A 17,918-nucleotide genomic window follows, 5' to 3' on the forward strand; every position below is an offset into this window, starting at 1 on the left:
TGCCTAAAAAACCTTCTATAAAATACCAAACAGTTAATACTAATCAACTTGCGTTTTATTAATCGAACTCAGGTTACTAAATTAGGTGCTTGAAACACGCAACAAACCGTATACAACAACGTTCATTTCCATTTTTAACACAAGCGCAAAATAAATAGGATTTAATTTATTTTGTAATAAGCAGGGAAATATATTATTGCAAAAAAAGTATAAAACTATCTACTAAATTTTAATGGCTTTAAATTTATCATTTGAAAACAAAAAAAAGCTCAAGAAAAAAATCTTGAGCTTTTTTATAAATCTAAATTGTATAAGATTTCTGTTTTTACAGAAAATATCAATTTATGCTTTAAAAGTAATTTTACGCATACGTAAGCTTTCTGGAGTAACTTCTAAATACTCATCTGCTTTAATATATTCCATACACTCTTCTAAAGAAAAATCTATTTTTGGTGCAATTTTCATAGCATCATCTGTACCAGATTTACGCATGTTTGTTAATTGTTTTCCTTTAATTAGGTTAACAGCCATATCATCTGATTTACTATTTTCTCCAATTACTTGGCCAATATAAATTTCTTCATTAATATCTATAAAGAATTTTCCTCTATCTTGTAAACGGTCTAAAGCATAAGCAGTTGCTTTACCAGCAGCAGCAGAAACAATAGCGCCTTTAACCTCTTCTGTAAAATCTCCTTTATAAGGACCATACTCAGAAAAACGGTGATTTATAATTGCTTGTCCAGATGTTGCTGTTAAAATTTTATTACGTAAACCTATTAAACCTCTAGAAGGAATTGTAAATTCTAAGTGTTGTAAATCTCCTTTTGGTTCCATAATCATTAAATCTCCTTTACGCAAGGAAACTAAATTTACGGCTTTAGAAGAAACGTCTTCTGGTACATCTATAGATAAAGTCTCATAAGGTTCTGACTTTACGCCATCTATTTCCTTTATGATTACTTGTGGTCTTCCCACTTGTAACTCATACCCTTCTCTACGCATTGTTTCTATTAATACAGATAAGTGTAAAACTCCACGTCCGTAAACGTTAAATTTATCTTCAGAATCTGTAGTTTCTACTTTTAATGCTAAGTTTTTTTCTAATTCTTTAAATAAACGATCTCTTAAGTGACGAGATGTTACAAATTTACCTTCTTTACCAAAAAACGGAGAGTTGTTAATTGTAAACAACATACTCATAGTTGGTTGGTCTATTTCTGTTCTTGGTAATGCTTCTGGATTTTCTAAATCTGCAATAGTATCTCCAATTTCAAAACCTTCTAAACCAGTGATGGCACAAATATCTCCACAAGGAACTTTATCTACTTGAGCTTTACCCATTCCTTCAAAAACATGTAATTCTTTAATTCTTACTTTTTTAGTAGAACCATCTGCTTTACAAAGCATATAATCTTTACCTACTTCTAAGTCGCCTCTAAAAACACGTCCAATAGCAATTCTTCCTGTAAAAGAAGAAAAATCTAAAGAAGTAATTTGCATTTGTGATGTACCTTCATTGTATTTTGTTGCTGGTATAGATTCTAAAACAGCATCTAATAATGGTACAATATTGTCTGTTTCGTTTTGCCAATCTGTAGACATCCAATTGTTTTTTGCAGAACCATAAATAGTTGCAAAATCTAATTGCTCTTCAGTAGCTTCTAGGGCAAACATTAAATCGAAAACTTTTTCGTGCACTAAATCTGGTGTACAGTTTTCTTTATCTACTTTATTTACAACTACAATTGGTGTTAAACCTAATTCTAATGCTTTACCTAATACAAAACGTGTTTGTGGCATTGGGCCTTCAAAAGCATCAACTAACAACAAAACACCATCAGCCATTTTTAATACACGTTCTACTTCTCCTCCAAAATCGGCGTGACCAGGTGTATCAATTACGTTAATTTTTGTGTTTTTGTAGTTTACAGAAACGTTTTTAGAAAGAATTGTAATTCCTCTTTCACGTTCTAAATCGTTATTATCTAACAATAAATCTGTACGCTCTTTACGTTCGTCTAAGACTTTTGCTTGATCTATAATTTTATCTACTAAAGTTGTTTTACCATGATCTACATGGGCAATAATTGCAATATTTCTGATTTCTTGCATTGGTAATTTCTTAAATTTCGTGCAAAAGTAGTTGTTTTTATGCATTTTAAACGTTTTATTGACGTTTATTTATGCACAAAAAAATACTCTATATAAATTCTGTGCAATAATTATAGTATTATAGTGTAATAAATACAATAAAAACCTATGTAGATATTCTTAGTTATTCCTAATCACAATAAAACTTACATTTATAAGTAAGACATTACTTTAGAAACAAAGAGCTAAGGATTATTTTACGTTGTCATAATTATCGTCCCACTCTTTTGCTTTCGGATTTTCTTTTAATTTTCCTAAAGATTTTGCTACTAACATAGATACTGTAGCGTCTCCTGTAACATTTACAACAGTTCTACACATATCTAAAGGCCTATCTACTGCAAAAATAAGTGCAATACCAATGGGTAAAAAATCTGCAGGAAAACCAATAGTTTCTAATACAATTACCAGCATTACAATACCCGCACTTGGCACTGCAGCACTACCAATAGAAGCTAAAACAGAAGTACCAATAATTACCAATTGATTGCTAAATGTTAAGCCTTCTGGCCATAAAACTTGCATTATAAAAACCGCGGCAATTCCTTGGTATAAACTTGTACCATCCATATTTACAGTGGCTCCAACTGGTAAAACAAAACCAGACACTTCTTTGTCTACACCTAAATGCTCCTCTACCCTTTCCATAGTTACAGGTAAAGTTGCTGCACTAGAACTTGTAGAAAAAGCTAATAATTGTGCAGGACTAATTTGTTTTAAAAACCAGATAGGAGATTTTTTTGTGTAAAGACTCACTAAAGTAAGGTAAAAAACAATCATCAACAACAAACCGCCAATTACACAAAATGCATACGATACTAGTTTTATTAAAATTTCTGTATCATCAAAAGCTATAATTACGTTTGCTAATAATGCAAAAACAGCATAAGGCGCAAAAAGCATAATTAAGTCTACCATTTTCATTACCATTTCATTTAAAGAATCAAAAAAGTCTACCAATGGTTTTGCTTTTTTTTCTGATATTAACAATAAAGAAATCCCTACAAATAAAGCAAAGAAAATTATTTGTAACATACTAGCATCTGTAAAGGCTTTAAAAATATTACTTGGAAAAATATCTACCAAAGCTTGTAAAGGACCTGCATCATTTTGAACATTAGCTTTTGTTAACTTATCTGTAACGCCAGAAGATGTAGCATATTTTTCTTTAATTTTAGAAATGGTTTCAGTAGACATACCTGTGCCAGGTTGCACCAAATTTACAATACCCAAACCTATAATAACAGCAATAATAGTGGTGAACAAGTATATACCAATTGTTCTAAAACCCATTTTTTTAATTTTAGAAATATCTTTTAAATCAGAAATTCCTTTTACCAAAGAAGCTAAAATTAATGGAACAGCTATTAGTTTTAATAAGTTTATAAAAATAGTACCAAATGGTTTTATCCAATCTGTAACAAAGCTTTTACCTCCATCAATAGTATTCATTATAAAACCAAAAATGATTCCCAATACCATTCCTATTAAAATCTTCCAGTGTAATGCTAATTTTTTCATTAATTATTTTAAATTTTCGATAAGACTTGAAAGATAAAAAAATAATTAAAATTCACGTGACTTTATTTGTATATTGTGTCATATTTTTAGAAAACATATAGATTAATTAATAAAAACATAAAAATGGCAGGAATTTTAGATTTATTAAACAGTGACTTAGGAAAACAAATTGTATCTGGTGTAGCAGGTTCTACAGGAACAGATTCTAGTAAAGCAGGTAGTGTTTTAACCATGGCTATGCCTGTTTTAATGAAAGCAATGCAAAGAAATGCAGCAACACCAGAAGGTGCACAAGGCTTGCAAAGCGCTTTAGAAAACAAACATGATGGTAGTATTTTAGACAACTTAGGTGGTTTATTTGGAGGTGGTGTTGATGAATCTGTAAAACAAGATGGCGCAGGAATTTTAAAACACGTTTTAGGTGCTAAACAACAAGGTGTAGAACAAGTTATAGGGCAAAAAGCAGGTTTAGATGCTGGTTCTGTTGGTAATATTTTAAAAGTTGCCGCTCCTTTGTTAATGGGAATGTTAGGGAAACAGAAAAAAGAACAAAATATAAGCGATTCTAATGGTTTAGGTGGTCTTTTAGGTGGTATGTTAGGCGGAAGTTCTGCTTCAAACGACCAAAGTTTCCTAGAAAAAATATTAGATGCAGATGGTGATGGAAGTGTTATAGACGATGTTGCTGGTATGTTTTTAGGAGGAAGTGAAAAAAAGTCTGGAGGTCTTGGTGGAATGTTAGGTGGTTTATTAGGAAAATAAAAACAAATAACCTAAAATTTAATATATTAAAAAGGTCTTTCAAAATTTTGAAAGACCTTTTCTTTTGAGAGAAAATTAACAAATTTACTTTTTCACAAACTTTTTGGTAACACTTTTTCCTTTTGCTGTTATTATTTGAATTAAATACATTCCTTTTGGTAAATTAGTAACATTTATTTCTTTACTTTTTGATTGTAAAACCTTTTTACCAATAACATTATACACTTTACATTTTTTAATCTCTAAATCTGTACTAATATTTAATACATTATTTGTTGGATTTGGATAAAGACTAAAACTGTTTATTAATTCATCATCAACACTTGCTGTTGCATCAAATACTGCAGCAACTGTTTTATCTGCATCCATAGTAACTGTTATAGAAGTTGCTGGTCCAGATGTAGAATTATCTAAAGTAGCTCCATCAATTGTCCAATTTACTAATGCAAAACCTGCGTTTGGTGTTGCTGTTAAAGTTACAACAGTTCCATCATCATAGGTTCCGTTTACAGGACTTGGATTTGTTGTTACAGTTCCGTTTGTTGCTGTAATTGTTAAGGATCTTTGAATAATTCTGCTAAATAATGCCGTAATAGATTTATCAGTATTTAAAGTAATTGTTGTTGATAAAGGATTGCCTCTATTAAGCGCTAAATTAGCTCCAGAAATATCATCTCTAAATCCATCAAATTGATATCCTGCATCTGGCGTTGCTGTTAAAGTTACAACCGTTCCATCGTCATAGGTTCCGTTTACAGGACTTGGATTTGTTGTTACAGTTCCGTTTGTTGATATGATTGTTAATGTTCTTTGAATTCTGCTAAATAAAGCTGTAACAGATTTATCAGCATTTAAAGTAATAGTTGTTGATAAACGATTACCACTATTAAGCAATAAATTTGCTCCAGAAATATCATCTCTAAATCCATCAAATTGGTAACCAGCATCTGGTGTTGCTGTTAAAGTTACAACTGTTCCATCATCATAGGTTCCATTTACAGGACTTGGATTTGTACTTACAGATCCGTTTGTTGATGTGATTGTTAATGATCTTTGAATTCTGCTAAATAATGCTGTAACAGATTTATCAGCATCCATAGTAATATCTAACGGATTTGTTGTTCCTATTGCATCTCCAGACCAACCATCAAATTGATATCCTGCATCTGGTGTTGCTGTTAAAGTTACAACTGTTCCATCATCATAGGTTCCATTTACAGGACTTGGATTTGTTGTTACAGTTCCGTTTGTTGCAGTGATTGTTAATGTTCTTTGAATTCTGCTAAATAATGCTGTAACAGATTTATCAGCATCCATAGTAATATCTAACGGATTTGTTGTTCCTATTGCATCTCCAGACCAACCATCAAATTGATATCCTGCATCTGGTGTTGCTGTTAAAGTTACAACTGTTCCATCATCATACGTTCCGTTTACAGGGCTTGGATTTGTACTTACAGATCCGTTTGTTGCCGTAATTGTTAATGTTCTTTGGATTCTGCTAAATAATGCTGTAACAGATTTATCAGCATCCATAGTAATATTTAACGGATTTGTAGTTCCTGTTGCATCTCCAGACCAACCATCAAATTGATACCCTGCATCTGGTGTTGCTGTTAGCGACACAGTTGTACCATCTATGTAAACTCCGTTTATTGGATTTGGGTTAGTGGTTATACTTCCGTTAGTTGCTGTAGTTGATAAATTTCTATTTATAATTGTAGAAGGATCAAATTCAAAAGCACCAATATCTACAGTTGTATTAAGAACACGATCTGTACCAAATAAATCTTTGGTCACTGTTACAAAACTATTATCTCCAGTATCAATTGCAGGAGAATTAAATTTTAATATATAGTTCCTGTTAACAGAGTCTTCAAATAATGGATCTGATGTAGAAATATTTGATGTATTTCCATTTCCAGTAAACCCCTTATTAGAAATTGAGTTAGAAATTACACCTAAAGTACCACTTTGTAAAGCGTTAACCAAGGTTGTATTTCCATTAGTATTTTCCCAAAAAATAGAATTATAAATATTTATTGTTGGTACAGAATTCAAATAATTAATAATAGGTGTACCAGACAATATGTTGTTATTCACAAAAGTTGAATTTACAATTTGTGCAGTTTGAGAACCACCATTATCTTGTCTAAACCAAAATAAAGAACCGTTACTATTTGTTGTAGCAGTATTATTAGTAATTAAAGCACCTTCAATATTTAAATTTAGACTACCACCACCTGAACGACCAAAATAACATGTTGCAAAAACAGACTGATTATCTACAAAAACAGTATTTTTTATAGAAATATTTATTGTGCCTCCAATATCAATAGATCTAATAATACCTGCTCTAGATAAAGTGTGGTTTTTAAATTTACAATTATTAATTTTAACTGATGTTGCATTCACACTAACATTAATTCCAGAGCCTTCTTGTGTTGATGATGAAGAACCATTTGCATTGGCATTTGAAATAGTAAAACCATCAATAATAACATTCGCTCCATTTATATTTATTATTCTATAACTATTTTCTGATCTATTTGCATCTGATGTGCTAAAAGTAGCATTATCATTTCTGTTAATATCACCACTTAATATGGTTTCATTTACGACTGAATTTGCTTCGGATTGCATGGTTTCTGTTCCATTAAAACCTCCATAAATATGCTGACTTTCTTTTAATGTGAAAAAATCTGTTCTATTACTACCAGGTATATAAATTCCTTCTGCAACCCAAAAATCTGCTGCGTTATTATCTGTTAAAGCTGTAGCTAAAGAAGTATAAGCATTTGCCCAAGAGGTTCCATTATTACCACCGGTAGCATCTATATCTACATAAACTTTCTTTTTAGCATAATTTGCTGTAATATTTTTGTCTGAATCCATTGTTACTACTAATAGATTTGAATTTCCTGATGCATCACCTGTCCAATTTACAAAGTTTACACCAGTATTTGGCGTTGCTGTAACAGTTACTACAGTACCAATATCATAAGTTCCGTTTGTAGGATTTGGATTTGTAGTAATTGTACCATCAGATGATGTGATATTTAATGCATATTGAGTTGGTATAAAATTTGCGACCAACGTTTTATCTGCATCCATTGTAATACTTAAAGGGTTTGTTGTTCCTGAGGCATCACCAGTCCATTCAAAAAATTGATAACCTGCATCTGGTATTGCTGTTAAAGTAAGTTGTGTATTATCTTCATAATAACCATTTGTAGGGCTTGTGTTTATTGAAACAGAACCGTTTGTAGCAACTAAAGTTAATATTCTTGCAACAGAAAAATTAGCAACTATACTTTTATCTGCATCCATTGTAATTGTTGTGGTTGCATCTGTACTTGTAACATCTCCAGACCAACTGTCAAACTTAAAACCTGTTTTGGGTTTAGCTGTAATAGTTACAACAGCTCCATCATCATAAGAACCGTTATTAGGATTTGGATTTGTTACTATAAAACCGTTATCAGCTATCTTAGATAAAATTCTTTGTGTTGGTAAAGTAGTAGAATTAAATTCATAAGGTCCTAAATCTACTGTAGTATTAAAAATTCTTTCTCTTTTATTAAGATCTGTTGTAATATCTATTGGGATTAAAGAATTATTACCATAATCTATTGCAGGAGAAGTAGCAGTTAATTTAAAATTATCATTTGAAGTATCTACAAATAATGGATCTGAAGTTAATATTTGTTGCGTATCACCTACATATTTTGAAAAACCATCTTCATCTATAGAATTTTGAATATCCATTGGATGGTTGTAACTAGTTCCCTGAAAACGCCCAACAGAAACTGTAGTTGCTCCTGTATTGTTTGTATTGCCCCAAAAAATACAATTGTAAATTTTAACATTAGGCAAAATGTTTTGTCTTGGAACTGAAAGAATAGGAGAATCAAAACTGGCTCCAGTGGCTTCTAACGAATTATCTGCAAAAGTAGAATTGATAAAAGTTGCGTTTATTTTTGCAGCATTTCCTGTATCATTTCTAAACCAAGTTAGCGTATTGTTTCCTAAATCTGTTGAGGAATCTAATGTCTTGTTTTTAAAATATAAATTGTTTGTTCCTTCAAAATTTAATGTTTTACCATTAGCAGGTCTTAAATAATATATGGTTGCAAGTCTTGCAAAATTATAACTAAAACTAGTGTTTGTTATGGTTAGATTTGTTCCGTTATTGGTATCTAAAGCTCTTATTATACCTGCAGATAAACAAGAATTATTTTTAATTTCACAATTGTTAATTGTAAGGTTTTGATTACCTGAATTTACCCAAATTGCAGCGCCAGAATTTGTGGAGGAATCTGCATTACCACCACTAATTGTTATACCATCTAAAATTATATTATCTCCATTTATAACAATTATTCTATGATTGTTTTCAAGTCTTGTTGGATTTGAAAATGATAGGGTTGTATTGTCATCATTTCCGTTAATATCTCCAGATAAAATTGTTTTTGGTGTTGTAGGTAATCTATCGCTTAAAGTAAGTTCTGTTCCGTTAAAACCACCATAAATAGCTTGTTTATCAGTTAAAGCAAAAACATTATTTCTACCAGTATTACCAGCAATATATGTACCAGATTTTACCCAAAATTCTGCATTTAAGTTGTTATCTAAAGCGTCTTTTAAATTGGTTTGTGCGTTTGCCCAACTTGAACCATCATTATTTCCTGATGCGTTTACATCAACGTATATTCTTGTTAAAGTAGTTGCAGAAATTGGGTCTGACCATTCTGAATTTTGAGTATTTGAACAAATTTTTCTAAAATAAAAATTATATGCCGTAGAAGCTTCTAAATAAGGAATAATAATTTCTCCACCATCTACATTATTTAAAAATTTAGCATTTAAAAAGGTTTCTGAAGCTTTATGATATGCAATATCATATTTACTTGCTCCTGAAAGATTTAATTCAATTGAATTTGCATCAACTTTAAGTACGGTAAGATTTGCAGATGAGGGTTTAAAACAAAAACCAGAAGCATCTGCAATTAACTCAATATCTAAAGTCGATAATATTCTATTATAAATTAATACTTCATCAATAATGCCTGCGTAACTATTATTCAAAGTTGCGTTATGGTTATTACCAATTGTTATATCATTATTAGAACTTACTTCTACATTGGCGTTATTTGCCCAAGGACTATTTGCTTGTTTTTGATTAGTGCCTATAGTAAATTCTTGATTATTTTCTAAAACTCTGTCTATATACACTTTATATCGTGCAGAAAAACGCCAAAATCTTGCTCCACTACCTCTAAAAGTACTTTCATCTACAGTTACTGTTACTTGGTGCCAATTACCATCTGCAATATTTGTTGTAGATATTACATTTTGATAACCAGACAACCCATTATAACCAGTACCTCCAGAAGTATCCCCAACACTTCCGCTTAAATTTCCTGCAAAACCTATTTTTCCATTTTGTATAAAAACATACCAACCCTTTACATTATCATTAGCATCTGTAGTTCTAGATGATTGATCTATAATAGTTGTTACAGATCCATTTACTAAAGATGTTTTTATGGCAAATGATATTGAAAAATCGTTAAAAGCTTGTGTATTTCTTTTTAAATAATCTCCATTTAAACTTACAGCGTTATTTGTAGAACCATCAACACCATTTACATTTGTTAGTGCTGTACCTGTTTTAACTAAATCTGTAGTATTTGTTTCATCATTAAATGCTCCGTTTGTGAAAGTGTATTGAGATTGCAATCCATTAGTTGGAATTTGCCCAAACATTAAACAGCTTGTAAAAAGCGAGAGAAATAGTAATAGTAATCTTGTTTTCATAATTAATTTATTAAAATTTATTTTGTACAAATATGAAACCTACAGCTCTTTAAATTTTAAACTTTTTTATGAACAGCAGCTTTTTAAGAATGAACTGCAAATAAAAATAGAAAGCCTGTTGGCTTTCTATTTAAAAACTTATAAAAAAACAATTTTATGGTTGTTCTAAAATACATTATTAATCATTGCTAGAAAATTTTCTTTACGTTCTCTAGAAATTGGCACACTTTTATTATTTGTCATAATTACCTGTAAACCATCTTTTTTAATAACTTCACTCATGTATTTTATATTGATTAAATAAGAACGATGTGGTTTGTAAAACAAAGGCTTATTTGATAATTGTTCTACAAAATGTTTAAGCATTTTACAGATTAATTCCGTTTTACCATTTTGTAAAAAAACCTTTGTGTAAGCACCATCTGCTTCAAAGTATAAAATTTCTTCGTGAGAGATAAATTTTATGCCTTTGGGTACTTCTAAAGCAATTTTATTTAAAGCCAATTGTTGGTAATTGTACTCTAAATTGGTTAGTTTTTCTTTGATGGTTTCATCATCCATTTTAGCAGTTGCTTTTACTACTGCAAGCTTTAATTCATCTACATCTATTGGTTTTAATAAATAATCTACAGCAGCCATCTTTAAAGCTTCAATAGCATATTGGCCATAAGCAGTTGTAAATATAATTTGAAAAGTTATGGGTTCATTTTTAAAAAAATTAAGAATTTGTAAGCCAGAATGATTTGGCATTTGTATGTCTAGAAATACAATTTCTGGGTTTTCTTTTTTTATCAAGTCAACTCCATCCATCAAATTATCTGCCTCTAAAATAGTAGTAATTTCTGTGCATTCTTGCACAACTAACGTATTTAAAATGCGTCTTGCTCTTTTTTCATCATCAATTATTATCGCTTTCATGGCTTTTTTATAATTTTATATTAATTATCACCTTTGTACCAGTTGGTTTGTTTTTATCATCGTATAAATCAACAATATCTAACGTAATTTTATGTTGTTGTGTTTTATTTATTAAGTCTACTCTTTTTTGGTTTGCACTAGAAGCAAATGAAGCATGTTTTGGGTGTAATTCTTTATTAATTTCTGCAGTTGCTGCTCTACCTACTCCATTATCTTGTATTGTACAAACTAAAAAACCAGCTTTTTTAAAAAATTGTAGTTGCAAGCGTTTGTTTTCTTTTTTATGCAATAAACCATGCTTAATTGCATTTTCTACATAAGGTTGTATAAATAAAGAAGGCACTAAAATATCTTTTAGCTCTAAATCTTTAGCAACATTTATATTAAATTCAAAACCATCATCAAAACGATCGGTTTCTAATTCTAAATATAACCTTAGTGCCTTAATTTCTTCTTCTAATGAAATTTGTGCTTTTTGGCTATGCTCTAAATAGATTCTAATTAATCTAGAAAATTTCACCAAAAAAACTCTGGCTAATTTTTTTTCGTTTAGAATAATATAATCTTGAATTGAATTTAACGCATTAAATATAAAATGCGGATTCATTTGAGAACGTAAATTTTCTAATTGAGAAAAAACGAGTTGTTGATTTACTTTTGCCTGTTCTAATTCTCTTTTTTGTTTTGCCTGTAATTGCTTGGTTTTTCTATCAAAAAAAAACCAAATGAATACTATAGATATTAAAAAAATAAAACTAAAAAACCACCATGTTTTATAAAAAGGTAAAAGTACTTTTAGAGAAATTTGTATGGGTGTTGTATATTTATTTTGATAAACATTTTTTGCACGCAATTTAAAATTAAAATTACCTGCGGGTAAGGTATTAAACTTCACAAAATTTAAACCTTGTTCTACTTTTACCCAATTGTCGCTAAATCCTTCTAATTGATATTCATAACTTACAAATTTATTGGATTGAAATCCATTTGTATTAAAGCCAAACCTTATTTGACTTTCTGTTTGCTTTAATTGATATGTTTTTTTTAATAAAGTATCTTTTTCTTGAATACGAATGTTGGTAAAATATGGTTTAAACATATTTTTACTTTTAGATATTTGCGCTTTATTAAACTGGAACAAACCCGTATTTGAAGCAAAAAAAACATGATTCGCTAATACTTCTATTGCATTAATATTGTAAGAATCTATGCCGTCTTCTTTATTTAAAATAGAAATTTTTTTAGTTTTATAGTTATAATTTTGTAAGCCTTTATCTGTTGCTAGCCACAATGTATTATAATCTGGTTGTATTACATTTATTAAATTAGATACTAATCCTGTTGCTTTTGTAAATTGATAACGTAAGGTATCATTATCAAAACCATATACGCCCTTATTTTCTGTTGCTACCCAAACAATATTATCTTTACTTAATGCAATTTTAGAAGCATAAATAGGTTTGTTTTTATGTAGAATTTGTTTGTATTTATTTGTTTCTAAATCAATTGTAGCCAAACCATCTATAAAGTTGGCATAAGCTTTTGTTTTGTTCTTATTTAAAACAGAACCAAAACTCCTAACCTCTCTTAAATTTTTTACAGTATCTTTAAATTTATCATATATTGATAATGAAAAAGCTTGACTTATTAAATATTTGTTAGCATCTATTTCAGATATTGTTTTTGTACCCATTAATTTATTAGATATATTTTTGTCTCCTTTTTTATTAATGAATACAGATTTTAATTTAGCAGAAACAATAAGATTTTTAGTTACATCGTTATAAACAATATCGTAAATGGTATTTCTAAATGTAATTTTTTTCTTTTCTAATGCATCGGTATTTAAAGAATATTTAAAAATTTCATGCTTTAAAGTAGCAAAAAGCAGCTCGTTTTTATTTAATTTTTCTAATCTTGTAACACCTAAGTTTTCCGGGATTTCTATTTTTTTTAATGCTAAATTAGGCATTACAAAAACTCCATTTTTTAAAGTTGTAAACCAATAATTATTGTTTTTATCAACTAAAAGATCTGTGATGAATAAGTTGTTAAAATAACTTTTTTCAATTTTTAAAGTATTGTTTTCTAAAGAACAAATAAATACACCTTTGTTTGTTAATACCCATAATTTATTATGAATCGTATAGATATGGTTTATAAACGAATTTGAAATTCTAGTAGGAGTTTCTAATTTTTTAATGTCTTTTGTACCCAACTTAAAAAGCTCTGTATTAGCTAAAACTTCAGTTTTAAAAAAATAATAAAAAGTATTCTTATACCTAAAAAAATTACGAAAACCACGCACTTTTAAATCTGACAACTTGCTTAGATGTAGTTGTTCTGTTTTTTTAAATTGAACATCTTTTGTAAATTTTAAAGCATCATTTATATATAAATAAAAACCATTAGGATTAGGATTCGTATTTATATCTTTTAAATATAAAATAGAATTGTTTTCTAATACAGCAACTTGTTCTTTTGTATCTATATTTACAGAAACAACCTTACCAAAATTTTGAATTATTAGATGATTTTTATAAATATAAAAGTCTACTAAATTTTTAATATTTTTAAAATCTTTAAAAAGCCTTAAACTATCATTTTCTGTATAAAAAAATTGCCCCGCTAAATTGTTAGCCCAAACATTACCTTTATCATCTAAAGTAAGTCCAAATAAAGAACGCCCTCTTTTTTTTGGGTGCGTAAAGAGTTTGTATGTTTTACCATCATAACGATACAAACCTTTATCTGCTGCCAACCAAATAAAGCCTTTTTTATCTTCTAAAATATCGTAAAACTCAATGTCTGGCAAGCCATCTTTTTCTGTTAAATGAATAGAAACAGGTTGCTGAGCAATACTTAATAAAGTTTGTAAAATAAAATATATAAAAAGTAAATGTTTTTTCAAAAAAATAAATTTCATTAAAAATACTATTATTTAAAATGATGAAACTAAAAAACTTTATAAAGTGTTGCTTTTACGGAATGGAAAACAAATTTTACTAAAAAACATTTTTAATAGAAAGATAAAAAGGTCTTTCAAAATTTTGAAAGACCTTTTCTTTTGAGGGAAAATTAACAAATTTACTTTTTCACAAACTTTTTGGTAACACTTTTTCCTTTTGCTGTTATTATTTGAATTAAATACATACCTTTTGGTAAATTAGTAACATTTATTTCTTTACTTTTTGATTCTAAAACCTTTTTACCAATAACATTATACACTTTACAATCTTTAATCTCTAAATCTGTACTAATATTTAATACATTATTTGTTGGATTTGGATAAAGATTAAAACTGTTTAAAAATTCATCATCAACACTTGCTGTTGCGTCAAATACTGCAGCAACTGTTTTATCTGCGTTCATAGTAACTGTTATAGAAGTTGCTGGACCAGATGTAGAATTATCTAAAGTAGCTCCATCAATTGTCCAATTTACTAATGCAAAACCTGCATTTGGCGTTGCAGTTAAAGTTACAACAGTTCCATCATCATAGGTTCCGTTTACAGGATTTGGATTTGTACTTACAGATCCGTTTTTTGCTGTAATTGTTAAGGATCTTTGAATTCTACTAAATAATGCTGTAACAGATTTATCTGCATTTAAAGTAATAGTTGTTGATAAACGATTACCACTATTAAGCAATAAATTTGCTCCAGAAATATCGTCTCTAAATCCATCAAATTGATATCCTGCATCTGGTGTTGCTATTAAAGTTACAACGGTTCCATCGTCATAGGTTCCGTTTACAGGACTTGGATTTGTGCTTACTGATCCGTTTGTTGCTGTAATTGTTAAGGATCTTTGAATTCTACTAAATAATGCTGTAACAGATTTATCTGCATTTAAAGTAATAGTTGTTGATAAACGATTACCACTATTAAGCAATAAATTTGCTCCAGAAATATCATCTCTAAATCCATCAAATTGGTAGCCTGCATCTGGTGTTGCTGTTAAAGTTACAACGGTTCCATCATCATAGGTTCCGTTTACAGGACTTGGATTTGTACTTACAGTTCCGTTTGTTGCTGTAATTGTTAATGTTCTTTGAATTCTGCTAAATAATGCTGTTACAGATTTATCAGCATCCATAGTAATATCTAACGGATTTGTAGTTCCTGTTACATCTCCAGACCAACCATCAAACTGATATCCTGCATCTGGTGTTGCTGTTAAAGTTACAACGGTTCCATCGTCATAGGTTCCGTTTACAGGACTTGGATTTGTACTTACAGATCCGTTTGTTGCTGTGATTGTAAGTGTTCTTTGAATTCTGCTAAATAATGCTGTAACAGATTTATTTGCATCCATAGTAATATTTAACGGATTTGTAGTTCCTGTTGCATCTCCAGACCAACCAACAAATTTATACCCTGCATCTGGTGTTGCTGTTAAAGTTACAACTGTTCCATCATCATACGTTCCGTTTACAGGAGTTGGATTTGCACTTACTGATCCGTTTGTTGCCGTAATTGTTAATGTTCTATCCATTGGAATTGAAGAACCGAATTCATATGGACCTATATCAATTGTACCATTAAAAATTCTAGAATTCCCTAAAAGATCTGTTGTAGCTGTTGATAAATTGTTATCTCCTGCATCTATTGCTGGTGAGTTTGCTTGAAGTGTAAAATCATTATTTACTACATCTGTAAACAAAGGATTTGAATTACTAGAATTGGTTGGAGACCAATTGCTAAAACTATCTGCACCAATACTATTTCTTATTTGTACATTTCCTGGTAAAGCAAATGTTCCCCATCTATCAACAGATACTTGCTCACTAATGCCTAACACCAAATTATCCCAAATAATAGAGTTGTAAATTCTAACTTGACTTTGGCCAGCAAAAGCATTAACTCTAGATGAAGATATGATACCTGCATTTTGTGTGTTTGTTCCAAAAAAACGATTTTTTGTAATTGTACAATTGTAAAAAAAAGCAATATTACTTGTAGATCTATCATTTCTAAACCAAAATAAAGTATTTGTACCGGTATTTGAAGCTGTGTCTCTTACAAAATTGTTAGAAATAAGTGTGTTTATAAAACTTGTTGTGTAAGTGTTTGATGTTAAGGGATTTTGAACGTAAATTACTGTTGCAAAACGTGCTATATTATTTTTAAAAACACACTCTTTAAAGTTAATTTCATGTATGGCAGAATCTGCTACTGAATTATTTGCATAAACTGTTCCAGCAGCTGATGCTCTGTTATCTTCAAATATCACATTATTAATATTTAAAGAAAGAGCTTTATGGTTAAATGTTAATGCAGATCCAGAGGTTTCTGTTCCATTAGCATTTCCTCCTTTTATTGTTAACCCATCTAGTACAACATTATTTTCATTTACTGTTACTACTTGAAACGAATTATCATCATAAGTAGAATTATTATGGGCTAGAACTCCATCATCATTTCCATTAATATCTCCCGATAATATAGTTGTATTAGTTCTAAAATCTCTCTGAGAGCGTTGCGTCTCTGTTCCGTTAAAACCTCCATAAAGTTCTGTGCCTTCAGGAATAATAAAAGAAGAACTCCTATTGGTAACTCCATTTATTTCTGGAATATACGTTCCTGCAGCAATCCATATTTCTTCTCCAGGATGATTTGTTATTGCTGTATTTAAGTCAGTGTAAGCATCTGCAAAAGAACTACCATTGTTATTTCCTGTTGCATTAGCATTTACATAAACAGTACCACTTGTTGCAAAGGAAACAGTATTCCAATTAGAATTTAAAGAAGAAGAACATTGTTGCCTAATATACACAGAATACCTTCTTGTAGCATCTAAGTTTTGTAATGAAAAAGAGTTTCCAGAAATACCATTCACAGTTGTATAATTTGCAAAAGAATCTGACTCAAACCCATAGGCAATATCATAAGTTCCAGAAGCAACCCAGTTAACTGTAGCGCTATTTTCTGTTACATTAGTTATCGTAATTTCAGAATCTGATGGAGGAAAACAAAAATTATTATTTCCTATATTTTCTATTTCTGTTTGAGTTAAGACTCTATCATAAAATAAAATATCGTCTAGTGCATCTTGATATTGATTTGTTTGAGCTAGATTATTGGTAGCATTTTGTGCTATAATAACATTTCCAACAGGATCTGCAAGACGATTGTTAAATGCAGGTGCATTATTATTTCCTGCTGAATTAGATAATCTATTATCTGTATATATTCTTGTTTTTAATTGATCTGAGACAACAGTTATATGATGCCAATTATCATCAGCAATAAAATCTGATTGAATAGTAGATTGTATTCCTGTGTTTGAACCTAATGCATAACGTAGCCTAAAACTTATTTTTCCATCTCTTAAAAATAAAAGACTACCAACTGTAATTGAAGAACCACCAAAACCTGCTGGATTATTACGATCATCTAAAATCACTTTAAAATCTCCAGTGTTGGTAGCTGTTTTTACCCAAAAACTTATAGAAAAATCATTAAAAGCAGATGGATAAGAAATATTACTTCTAGAAAAACTATCTCCATTAAGAGTAATTGCTGTATTTGCTGTTCCTACTCTGTCTGAAGTTGATACACTTGCTGCTCCTGTTTGAGATAAATCTGCCAAACCCAATACATCTGCCCCGCTTAAGTTTTCTAGTTTGTAGTATGCTTTTAGTCCGTTTGTTGGTATTTGTGCAAATGAAATACCAAACACAAAAAGTAAGAGTAATAATAATTTTAGTTTCATAATAGTTTTTTATTTATTTATAAAAC

Annotated in this window: 7 protein-coding genes; 1 reads left to right on the plus strand and 6 read right to left on the minus strand. The window is 29.9% G+C overall.

Features of this window, described 5'->3' with window-relative positions:
* Positions 1–342: 342 nt before the first annotated feature.
* Together typA and Q0762_RS13100 are read right to left on the minus strand one after the other, a co-directional pair.
* Positions 343–2,115, minus strand: a complete 1,773-nt coding sequence (gene typA, locus Q0762_RS13095; RefSeq protein WP_298767432.1) for a translational GTPase TypA — start codon at positions 2,113–2,115, stop codon at positions 343–345.
* Between the two features lie 231 nt (positions 2,116–2,346).
* Positions 2,347–3,675, minus strand: coding sequence for a dicarboxylate/amino acid:cation symporter (locus Q0762_RS13100; RefSeq protein ID WP_298767434.1), 1,329 nt, complete (start codon positions 3,673–3,675; stop codon positions 2,347–2,349).
* A 123-nt stretch (positions 3,676–3,798) separates the two neighbouring features.
* Between Q0762_RS13100 and Q0762_RS13105 the strand changes: the two genes are divergently transcribed.
* Positions 3,799–4,437: a DUF937 domain-containing protein gene (locus Q0762_RS13105; RefSeq protein ID WP_298767436.1), complete on the plus strand. Its 639-nt coding sequence runs from the start codon at positions 3,799–3,801 to the stop codon at positions 4,435–4,437.
* Between the two features lie 84 nt (positions 4,438–4,521).
* Here Q0762_RS13105 and Q0762_RS13110 read toward each other — a convergent pair whose 3' ends face one another.
* The 4 genes from Q0762_RS13110 to Q0762_RS13125 all read right to left on the minus strand — a co-directional run bounded on the left by Q0762_RS13110 (position 4,522) and on the right by Q0762_RS13125 (position 17,892).
* Positions 4,522–10,257 carry a choice-of-anchor Q domain-containing protein gene (locus tag Q0762_RS13110; RefSeq protein WP_298767438.1) on the minus strand — a complete coding sequence of 1,912 codons (5,736 nt, stop codon included), beginning with the start codon at positions 10,255–10,257 and terminating at the stop codon, positions 4,522–4,524.
* Between the two features lie 165 nt (positions 10,258–10,422).
* Positions 10,423–11,175, minus strand: a complete 753-nt coding sequence (locus Q0762_RS13115; protein ID WP_298767440.1) for a LytTR family DNA-binding domain-containing protein — start codon at positions 11,173–11,175, stop codon at positions 10,423–10,425.
* Between the two features lie 7 nt (positions 11,176–11,182).
* Positions 11,183–14,086, minus strand: a complete 2,904-nt coding sequence (locus tag Q0762_RS13120; protein ID WP_298767442.1) for a sensor histidine kinase — start codon at positions 14,084–14,086, stop codon at positions 11,183–11,185.
* A gap of 176 nt (positions 14,087–14,262) precedes the next feature.
* On the minus strand, positions 14,263–17,892 hold the full coding sequence (locus Q0762_RS13125) for a T9SS type A sorting domain-containing protein (protein WP_298767444.1): 3,630 nt from the start codon (positions 17,890–17,892) through the stop codon (positions 14,263–14,265).
* Between the last annotated feature and the right edge of the window lie 26 nt (positions 17,893–17,918).

This window comes from uncultured Polaribacter sp., from assembly GCF_947495205.1.
Classification (GTDB): Bacteria; Bacteroidota; Bacteroidia; order Flavobacteriales; family Flavobacteriaceae; genus Polaribacter.